This is a genomic window from Luteitalea sp. (assembly GCF_022842525.1).
Classification (GTDB): Bacteria; Acidobacteriota; Vicinamibacteria; order Vicinamibacterales; family Vicinamibacteraceae; genus Luteitalea.
On sequence record NZ_JALHPM010000365.1, the window covers coordinates 574 to 2,951 of the forward strand.

A 2,378-nucleotide genomic window follows, 5' to 3' on the forward strand; every position below is an offset into this window, starting at 1 on the left:
GAATGGGATCAAGGACGCGCCGCCGCGGCGCCATTGGAGACTCATGCGTTCGAGCACGCTTTGCGACCAGTGGTCGGCGCGCCCTCGCGCGTCGCATCCGTCGTTGCACGCGACTGGAAGCGCAAGCAACGAAAAGCAGAAATTGCACCGCGGCTGCGTCTTGTCGCCAACGGTGATGCTTGGCCACTCTGGACGACGCGCGTCGGTCCGGCAGCACAAGGAGCTGCTGAAGTTATTGTTCTGAGCGCCGGCCAGAACGATCGGACACAGTCCCAGCCGGAGGCCTCCATTGACCCGAGCAAAGCCGATAGTATGGCGCAGCCCACGTGCCGCGGCCCGCCACGGTCGAGCGCGCGTCGCTCGACCGTCCCACTCGATCCCGTCGTCTGCAACAACTTCGGCCCCAGGCTCCCGATCGGCCGGGCGGAGCTCGACGTGATCGAAACCTATCTCGAGCGGGAGCTGCGCGAGCTGCTTGGTCACGCGAAGCAGGCTGACGACAGTGAGAAGGCTTGAACGCCACCCTTGTCCTGCCCGCTTCCATGGCTAGCCTTCGTTCGTGGGCCTGAATGTGTGCACGGGAGGGACGTGACATGGACGACATCGAGGCGAAGCGCATGCCGGCGCGGTCTGCGCGAACGCGCGGTGCTCCGCAAACGCAGGGTGCTGAAAGGCCCGCTTCGGCCCTCCGCGCCGCCGCCTATCTGCGCGTCTCGACGGGTCGGCAAGCTGAGCACGACCTGTCGATCCCCGACCAGAAGGCGCAGACGACCGCATGGGCTTCCGCACGGGGCATGGAGATCGTGGCCGAGTACGTCGAGCCCGGCGCCTCGGCGACCGACGACAAACGGCCCGAGTTCCAGCGCATGATCGAGCGCGCCTGCGACGGCGAGAACGCGTTCGACGTGATTGTCGTGCACTCGTTCTCCCGCTTCTTCCGCGATGCTTACGGCCTCGAGTTCTACCTCCGCAAGCTCGCCAAACATGGTGTCAAGCTGGTCTCCATCACCCAGGAACTCGGCGACGACCCGGCCCAGGTCATGATGCGGCAGGTCATCGCGCTCTTCGACGAGTATCAGTCGAAGGAGAACGCCAAGCACGTCCTGCGGGCGATGAAGGAGAACACACGCCAGGGCTTCTGGAACGGCTCCCAGCCTCCGCTCGGATACAAGGTGGTCGAGACCGAGCGGCGCGGCGGTCGGGCCAAGAAGAAGCTTGCCGTCGACCCGGTGGATGCGGAGACCGTCCGGCTCATGTTCAAGCTGGTCCTCGAAGGTGACCAGGGTTCAGGGCCGATGGGGATCAAGGCCATCACCGTCTGGCTCAACGCGCACGGCTATCGCACCCGCACCGGCGGCCTGTGGGGTGTCGGCCGCGTGCACGGGCTTCTGACCAACCCAGTCTACAGCGGCCGGTTGAGGTTCAATCGCAGGAATGCCCGGACGGGCAAGATCAAGGACGAAGCCGAGCACGTCCACTGCGAAGCCGAAGCCATCGTCGGCGCGACCGAGTTCGATGCCGTCCAGAACGCGCTCGCGGACCGCAATCCGCGCGTCACTCCGCCGAGAGTCGTCAGCGGTCCCATTCTGCTGACCGGTATTGCGACCTGCGCCACATGCGGAGCCAGCATGGCGCTGCGCGCCGGCACGTCACGATCGGGCGACGTCTATCGCTATTACTCCTGCAACAGTGCCCTGACGAAGGGCAAGACCGCCTGCAAAGGGCGCTCGATCCGCATGGACAAGCTGGACAGGCTGGTGACCGGGCATCTGACGGACCATCTTCTCGACCCCCAACGGCTGGCGGAAACGCTGGCCTCGCTTGCCGAGAGGCTGGCCAACAAGCAAGGAGCCGTCGACCGGCGGATCGCGGCGCTGGCGCGCGAGGCGGAGGATGCGAGCGAACGGCTCCGGCGTCTCTACAGGCTCGTCGAGGAGGGTGTCGCCCCCATGGACGCCATCCTGAAGGAGCGCATCGCCTCCCTGAAGGCCACGCAGAAAGCGGCGTTGGGGGCGCTCGAACGCGCGCAGTCGGGGACACGTGCGACGGAACGTATCGGCCCGCTCGCCCTCGATCGCTTCGCCCGGCTCATGCGCGAACGCATCAATTCGGGCGAGATCCCGTTCCGCAAGGCCTACATTCGCTCGATCGTCGACCGGATCGAGGTCGACGATGCGGTGGTGCGGATCATGGGCCGAAAAGACGTTCTGGAACAGGCCGTTCTGTCGGGCGGAGCGGCGCCGCCGGTGGTTCACAGTTTTGTACCGAAGTGGTGGGCCCGGCAGGACTCGAACCTGCAACCAGACGGTTATGAGCCGCCGGCTCTAACCATTGAGCTACGGGCCCCGCGATGCTCGGCTGCCTTGAGGGGCCCCGCG

2 protein-coding genes, 1 tRNA gene and 1 pseudogene are annotated in these 2,378 nt (G+C 66.0%); 2 read left to right on the top strand and 2 right to left on the bottom strand.

The features are described 5' to 3' along the window. Both Q0C41_RS31000 and Q0C41_RS31570 read left to right on the top strand, forming a co-directional pair. Positions 1 to 516, top strand: a 516-nt coding sequence (locus Q0C41_RS31000) for a hypothetical protein (protein WP_291990847.1), incomplete at its 5' end; no start/stop codon positions are given. 101 nt (positions 517 to 617) lie between these two features. After that, positions 618 to 1,709: pseudogene (locus tag Q0C41_RS31570) on the top strand (recombinase family protein); the annotation flags it as partial. Here Q0C41_RS31570 and Q0C41_RS31005 read toward each other — a convergent pair. Both Q0C41_RS31005 and Q0C41_RS31010 read right to left on the bottom strand, forming a co-directional pair. Beyond that, positions 1,650 to 2,255 carry a hypothetical protein gene (locus Q0C41_RS31005; protein WP_291990849.1) on the bottom strand — a complete coding sequence of 202 codons (606 nt, stop codon included), beginning with the start codon at positions 2,253 to 2,255 and terminating at the stop codon, positions 1,650 to 1,652. The pseudogene Q0C41_RS31570 and the gene Q0C41_RS31005 overlap by 60 nt on opposite strands. Positions 2,256 to 2,270: 15 nt before the next feature. Further along, positions 2,271 to 2,346, bottom strand: a tRNA-Ile gene (locus tag Q0C41_RS31010). Between the last annotated feature and the right edge of the window lie 32 nt (positions 2,347 to 2,378).